This window comes from Bartonella sp. AC329YNZD, from assembly GCF_042196685.1.
Lineage (GTDB): Bacteria > Pseudomonadota > Alphaproteobacteria > Rhizobiales > Rhizobiaceae > Bartonella.
Window position 1 is genome coordinate 126513 of sequence record NZ_JBHIQS010000004.1, and the last position, 6571, is coordinate 133083.

5 protein-coding genes are annotated in these 6571 nt (G+C 33.0%); 4 read left to right on the forward strand and 1 reads right to left on the reverse strand.

All coding sequences use genetic code 11. The features are described 5' to 3' along the window. Positions 1–88: 88 nt before the first annotated feature. On the reverse strand, positions 89–466 hold the full coding sequence (locus ACFIMW_RS03755; RefSeq protein WP_375608269.1) for a hypothetical protein: 378 nt from the start codon (positions 464–466) through the stop codon (positions 89–91). A 176-nt stretch (positions 467–642) separates the two neighbouring features. Between ACFIMW_RS03755 and ACFIMW_RS03760 the strand changes: the two genes are divergently transcribed. The 4 genes from ACFIMW_RS03760 to ACFIMW_RS03775 all read left to right on the forward strand — a co-directional run bounded on the left by ACFIMW_RS03760 (position 643) and on the right by ACFIMW_RS03775 (position 6454). After that, on the forward strand, positions 643–3018 hold the full coding sequence (locus tag ACFIMW_RS03760) for a mechanosensitive ion channel family protein (protein WP_375608270.1): 2376 nt from the start codon (positions 643–645) through the stop codon (positions 3016–3018). Next, positions 3012–3284 carry a hypothetical protein gene (locus ACFIMW_RS03765; RefSeq protein WP_375608271.1) on the forward strand — a complete coding sequence of 91 codons (273 nt, stop codon included), beginning with the start codon at positions 3012–3014 and terminating at the stop codon, positions 3282–3284. The genes ACFIMW_RS03760 and ACFIMW_RS03765 overlap by 7 nt, the downstream gene beginning before the upstream one ends. A gap of 569 nt (positions 3285–3853) precedes the next feature. Beyond that, positions 3854–4789 carry an outer membrane protein gene (locus ACFIMW_RS03770; protein ID WP_375608272.1) on the forward strand — a complete coding sequence of 312 codons (936 nt, stop codon included), beginning with the start codon at positions 3854–3856 and terminating at the stop codon, positions 4787–4789. A gap of 489 nt (positions 4790–5278) precedes the next feature. Next, positions 5279–6454 carry a tyrosine-type recombinase/integrase gene (locus ACFIMW_RS03775; protein WP_375608273.1) on the forward strand — a complete coding sequence of 392 codons (1176 nt, stop codon included), beginning with the start codon at positions 5279–5281 and terminating at the stop codon, positions 6452–6454. The last annotated feature ends 117 nt before the right edge of the window (positions 6455–6571 follow it).

Here is a 6571-nt window from a genome sequence, read left to right on the forward strand (position 1 = left end):
ATATTCCGCTAATAGGCAATCTAACAGTTATTCAAAGTTAAAAGCACAAATAAAATAAGGTAATCTTTTTATAATTCAAGGAAGAAGATTAGGTGTGTTCATTGGGAGGAGCGCGTTTATTTGAGAAATATTGTGTTTGAAAGTTACAAGGTTGTGTGACAATAGCTGGAATCTTTATTAAAAAGAAATCCAGTGTTAGGATTGTTTGAAAGGTCCTGATAAAAATAGATTCTGTATGGAGTGGTGCAGTTTTTTTGTTTTCAGTTGTTGTAACATTTAATTGATCACACTTATTTTGTAAATCAAACTTATTCATTTTAATAATATTATTGGTGTGTGATTGTTTGATTAAGTAAGCACGCATTCCTAGGTTATCTGTCAAGAATACACCCAAACTGGATAGAAAAATCCAAGTTATCAAAGGAAGAAAATTTTCTTTTTTGTAATATAGGTACAAAAAAAGCATGCTAGAGTGCCTTCTTTAATCTTATTGAGTTTAACTTACTATTTCCTTTTCTCTTATTATCAGTATTATGGGATAAGGAAAAGCTTTTATAAGATTATTCTACAAAAGTTGAAAATATCTTCCTTGTACTATATCTAAGAAGAAGATAAAATCCTTTTTGTGCATCTAAGGTATATATGTATTCGTTTTGTAAAAAAAATATCCACAAACTTTTCCTTCTTTTAGCGATTATCGTTGCTTTAAATTCTGGTGCATGGGGAAATAGGGAGGACCAAAATACAATTGTCGAACAAACAATAGCTTCTTATTCAGTTGATGAAATTATTCAACAGCAACAATTGATTATTAAGACTCTTGAAGAAGATACTAAAGCTTTAAAAAGAGACTTTGACAGAAAATCAGAAGATGAACGTGCTTTGGAAGAACTGCGATTACGGGCCCAAGATATCAGTAAGCGTGCTATTGAGGCAGCATTTGTTTTGCGTTCTCCTCTTAATGAAATTAATGCACTTCTTGATCAATTAACCGAGCTCTATCATGACGTAAAAAAACTGAACAGTTCAGTGAAAGAATACTCTTACTTGATAGAGCAAAAAGCTAAAATTAATAGTATCATGCTTCAATTTGAAGCGGTTTTTTTGGCGACGAATAGAATAGCTGAACTTTCTATCTCTCAATCTCGCGAGCTTTTTAAACATACACTTACCTACAGGCTTGAGTTTTCGATCCCGATGGTTAAGCATCTTGTCCAAAAAACAAAAGAGGCTTCATCAGATTTTTTGTTGTTGTTAGATTCTTGGTTTAATTTTATATTTTATTTCAAGTTATTAGAACTATTTCTTTCCTTTTTAATTCCACTTTTTATTACGTTTGGTCTCTCATATTTTTGTCATAAAGTTCTTGTTCATGTGTATTGCCACTTTACGAAGTCTAATGAGGAAATATCGTATTTACAGCGCTTATTAATCGCCTTTATTTCAGTTCTCTTACCTTCACTTATCTGTATTCTTTGTGTTTATCTTGTGTTGTTTTTATTTCGTAGTTTTAACTTAGATCCAGGTAAGCTTACAACAGTTTTTGATATGATTGGTTGTCAAATTATTTTAGTGTTTTTAATCAATCGATTAGCGGTTGTTCTTTTCTCGTCGAATAGGCCCCATGTGCGTCTTCTCAATATTGCACCATCGTCTGCTTTTCAATTGGTGATTTTGCTCACTTCTTTAGGAGGTGTTTTGGCATTTGATGCTGTTCTTGATAGTATTTATCAAATCATTTCAGCTCCTCTATCTTTGACAATTGCTAAAAGTTTTATTGCTGTTTTTCTTGTAGCGATATTACTGTTTATAATATCATTTGTACCTGTGCAGTTTAGACGTAGGAATTTTCAAGGAGAAAAAAAAGAACCGTATTTTTGGCCATTTTATATACGCATTCCTCTTATTGGTTTGGGATTATTGCTGCTTGTGTTGAATTTTTTAGGTTATGTTGGTCTCGCACGTTTTATTATGCAGCAGATTATGATTGGTGGAGTATTTTTAGTTCTCATGTATTTAGGAATACAAAGCGCTCAAGCACTTGGAACTAAAGGTCAATTTATGAAAACAACAGTTGGTCATCTTTTGATGCAGAGGTTTCATTTAGAAGAAAAAACGATGAACCAATTGGGAATTGTTGTGAGCGTTTTTCTCAATTTGTTTGTTGTGGTATTTTGTGCAATGCCCATTGCTGTACGGTTTGGATTTTCCTATTCTGATTTGAAAGTAGTGTTGTGGCAATTGGTTACTGGTTTTCAAATTGGAAATATTACTCTTTCTTTGGTTTCTCTTGTAACAGGAATTATTTCTTTTTGTGTCTGCTGGTTTCTTATTCGCCGATTTATTGGTTGGTTAGATAATGTGGTGTTGGATCATGGAGAATTTGATTCTGGTGTACGTAATTCTATCAAAACAGTTATAAGTTATGGTGGCGTTGTGGTGTCTGCTTTGATAGGATTGTCAATGGCAGGTTTGGATCTTAGAAATTTTGCTCTTATTGCTGGAGGACTTTCACTTGGTATCGGTTTTGGTTTGCAGAATATTGTCCAAAACTTTGTCTCTGGACTTATTATTTTAGTTGGAAGACCATTTAAAATAGGAGACTATATAGAATCTGGATCAGTAGGTGGTGTTGTTAAGCGTATTAGTGTGCGTGCAACGGAGCTTGAGACAATTCAGCGTAAGACGATTATTATTCCCAATTCAAGCCTTATTAATAATAATGTGAGTAATTGGACTAGACGTAATAAAGTAGGACGAATTGATATTCCAGTTACTGTATCATCTAAGGTTGCACCAGAGCATGTTGCTGAAATTTTATTAGAGATTGCTTCTGCGACAGAAGGAGTTTTAAAAAATCCTATCCCACAGGTGAGTTTTACTGCATTTGATTGTAAGCATTTTTCCTTTAATTTGGCTATTTATGTGCCTAATATTACCTCATCTTCTCATATAACCAATGCTCTTCGATTTGACTTATATAAGCGTTTTGCTGAGGAAGGAATCTTAGAATGCTGAAATGTATTTATGCTTTTATTACCGTTATTTTGTTGAATATTTTTACCATAACAGCTTTTTCCGCAACAGTGAAAAATACTGATTTAAAGATACACTCTCTCATTATTGTTGAAGGAAGTGTACCTTTAAAAATTTCTTTAAATACGCATCAAACAATTACAATTTGTATGAAAGGATGTTTTATAACTTTTCCTAATAAAGACCGTTTTGCAATAAAAGCAGATGATAATATAGAAATCAGTAGGGGAAGAGCAATTTTTAAATAAAGTGATTGAGGACTTTTTTGAGATAGTCTCTAGAAAGATAACGATATTGCGCCTGTTAATAATCTCATACTTTAAAAGTAGTAGTATGATTTCAGTGTAAGATAGATGTAGTTTTTTATATACATAGAATCTACTTATATGTAAGCATATAGAGGTATTTTTATACTATTTTATATTTATAATATTTTTAATTAAATATCAATGTGCTAACAATAATTACATCATTTCAGAATTTTTTCATGAAAAAATGCTTTGAAATATTCTATTTTATGATTTTTTATGCGGTAATTTGGATAAAAAATGTGTTATATTTTCTCATTTTTAAAAATATAATAGACATTTTTATTAAAGATTTGTCATTTAAAGTATTCATTATTATACTATTTTAATAGTTATTAAAATTTATTTGATAAAATTCAATTTTGATGTAATGATGTATTTAGTAGTGGTATATTTAAATGTAAATATAAAGGAGTGCATGCGGTTTTTTGGTATAAAATTTTATAAAACTTTGTTTTTCTAAATGTGATTTTTAATTATATTTAAATTTAGCAATGGGGTATAATTTTATGAATACAAAATTTATAACAGCATCTGTTTTTTATTTGGTTTCATCTTCTATAGTACAGGCTGCAGATGTCGTAGTTCCTGAAGAGTCTGTACATGTTGCTTCAGAAGTTGCTTCTTCTTCACTTTTTTCTTGGTCAGGTTTTTATTTTGGGGGGCAAGTTGGAGGCTTTTCAAGTAAAATTTCTGCAAAAACGCCTTATGTTGATATTCCTCTCTATCCTGATGAGGAGAGTAAAAGTAAATCATGGATACCCATCGAGAAACAGTATATGCCTGAACTTTCTGGCTTCGTAGGTGGCCTTTATGCGGGTGTTAATTTTGATCTTGGTAATAATTTTATCGTGGGGATTGATACGGATATCCTTTTAACGGAAAAAAAGGATACAAAAACAAAATTTCATGCTGATGAATCGAGTGCTGGTGGTTCGAGTCCTGAAGGAACTGATACTGGTACTGGAACTGATGCTGGTACTGAAGAAAATGGTAAAAAGAAAGAAAGTTATAAAAGGGCACAGTTTGACAAAGGGCGGGGGCCTAGCTTTTCTCGCTCTGGTACAGAGACTACAGAAGAAAAGGATAGCTTAACTTTTAATCATACTTTTAAACAAAAATGGACTGGAGCCACAAGGGTGCGTGTTGGGTTTTCTGCTCATCGAGTGATGCCTTATATTGCTGGTGGTATCGCTTATGGACAATTTCAAGATGTTTTGTCGACAGTCATTACGGGATCTGAACCTTTTAATAGGACATCGGATGCTACAAAAATGATGATTGGTTACACTCTGGGTGGTGGTGTTGATTTTGCAATGACAGATAATCTTGTTTTACGTGCGGAATATCGTTACTCAGATTTTGGTAAAAAGAAATTTAAAGACGAGATTGAAGTTAAGTATAAGACGAATGATTTTCGTGCAGGAATAGCTTACAAATTCTAGTTTTTGTAGGAATAAATTCGGCTTAGGAGTTTAAGAGGTCCTATCTTTGGTAGGGCCTTTATTATAGTGGGAAAGAAATCTTTAAGTTTGAATGATTCTAAAGAGTTATTCAGATTCTTTATTGTTTAGAATGTAACTCTTTAGTTTACAAGGTATGGTTGAAATATTTGTTTGCAAAGAGGGAATGATTCGTCTTTTATATTATTACAGTTATCATCTGATAATATCGTTATTGCAAATAGTAAACTTAAAGATAGTTTTCTAAACATTAAAAAATAAAGAAAGTTTTCATGAATTGGTGCGGACGGCGGGCACCTATTTTTTCTTTCTTTAGAATTCTCTACGCTATCACCTGATTGCGCGTTTTACTTTTTTATATATTTATAACTAACTGTTTTTATTTGATTTTATTTATAAAATTGCCTTTTGTATATAATCTTGCTATCAAATGAAATCGTTCCAAGTGCGATTCAAAAGGTGGTTTAGAAGGTGGTTAGCAGAACAAGGACACGTGATAGACTATCTGTCTTATCTGTAAAAAATTTATCTAAAGGAAAATATGCTGATGGAGCTGGGCTATGGCTTATCAAAACAGCCCAAAATCAAGGGCGTTGGGTTTTTCGATTTGATTTCAATAAAAAACGTCGTGAAATGGGATTAGGCTCTTGTAGCGTTGTATCTTTGAAAGAAGCGAGGCTTAAAGCTACAGCTTGCCGTGACCTTTTGCACCAAGGTATTGACCCGATTCGTAAAAGGAAAAATGAAAAATTACGGCAGGCAGTTGATAGTATTTCTTTACAAAAAATAGTTTTAAGTGCTTTTGAAGCTAAAAAAAGCGAATTGAAAAATGAAGGTAAAGCAGCAAGGTGGTTAGCACCTCTTACATTGCATGTTTTTCCTAAACTTGGGGATATAGCAATTACTGAATTGACGCAATTTGATATAAAAGAGTGTTTGTTGCCTATTTGGAAAACAAAAAATGAAACAGCGAGCAAGGCTTTATCACGTTTGAATATTGCTATAAAACATGCCGCAGCGCGTGGCATAGATGTGGATATGCAATTGGTCCCAAAAGCAAAAGCTTTATTAGGAAAGTTTATTCAAAATGTTCAAAATATTCCTGCTATGCCATGGCAAGAAGTTCCGGCTTTTTATCAGAATTTAGATGATAAGATTCTTTCAAATTTAGCACTGAAGTTGCTTATTTTGACGGGGGTAAGGTCATATCCATTGCGATATTTGCGTCTTGAACAAATAGATAAAAATATATGGACAATACCAAAAGAAAATATGAAAGGTATTGTTGGAAAAGTTTCAGATTTTCGCGTGCCATTAAGTCATGAAGCTTTGAAAATGATTGAGAAATCCCTCCCCTTTGAAAAGAATGGTTTTTTATTTGCTGGGAGTTCTGGAAAGCCTGTATCTGATGTAACACTTTCTAAATTCATGAAAGACAAAGGTTTTGATTATAGACCCCATGGTTTCAGATCTAGTCTTCGTGACTGGATAGCAGAAACAACGTCAACACCATTTGAGATTGCTGAAACTGTTCTTGCGCATTCAGTTGGGAGTTCAGTGACAAAAGCTTATATGCGGACAGATTTTTTAGAACAACGACATACCCTTATGGAACAGTGGGCTGCATTTATAACAGGAGCGACCTAAGGGGATCAAATTGTTAATGTTTTGAAAACCACTGTTTCATATGTGCAAAGACATTCTCTATCGCCTCCATGAGACGAGCAAAATTAAGAAACCATTTTCTAAAGAATTTCGCGCGTC

Excerpts from the sequence above, each read along its gene's own strand:
- ACFIMW_RS03765 (WP_375608271.1), top strand. The coding sequence starts at position 3,012 with ATGCTGAAATGTATTTATGCTTTTATTACCGTTATTTTGTTGAATATT.
- ACFIMW_RS03770 (WP_375608272.1), top strand. The coding sequence starts at position 3,854 with ATGAATACAAAATTTATAACAGCATCTGTTTTTTATTTGGTTTCATCT.
- ACFIMW_RS03755 (WP_375608269.1), bottom strand. The coding sequence starts at position 466 with ATGCTTTTTTTGTACCTATATTACAAAAAAGAAAATTTTCTTCCTTTG.
- ACFIMW_RS03760 (WP_375608270.1), top strand. The coding sequence starts at position 643 with ATGTATTCGTTTTGTAAAAAAAATATCCACAAACTTTTCCTTCTTTTA.